Origin of the sequence: Chryseobacterium sp. SIMBA_028 (assembly GCF_046535285.1) — a bacterium.
GTDB lineage: Bacteria > Bacteroidota > Bacteroidia > Flavobacteriales > Weeksellaceae > Chryseobacterium.
Genome location: NZ_JAWRWZ010000834.1, coordinates 1 through 235, shown reverse-complemented (window position 1 = coordinate 235; position 235 = coordinate 1). Strand labels below are relative to the sequence as shown.

The following is a 235-nucleotide window of genomic DNA, read 5'->3' as shown; positions in this document are numbered from 1 at the left end:
AGGAGACCACGCCGAAATTTCTACGTATTTGAATAAAGCACTAGATAACGATTTCATTGGAAACATTATCGATGTATGTCCTGTAGGAGCTTTAACAGACAGAACTTCTCGTTTTGCAAGCAGAGTTTGGTTTACAAAACCGATGAATGCTACGTGCAAATGTGATAAATGTTCAGGAAAAGCATTGGTATGGATGAAAGGTGATGAAATTCTTAGAGTTACTGCAAGAAAAGAC

General features: G+C 37.4%; 1 pseudogene. It reads left to right on the top strand.

Annotated elements, in window-relative coordinates:
- Window positions 1–235 (top strand): annotated as a pseudogene (locus SCA31_RS25545) (Fe-S-binding domain-containing protein); the annotation flags it as partial.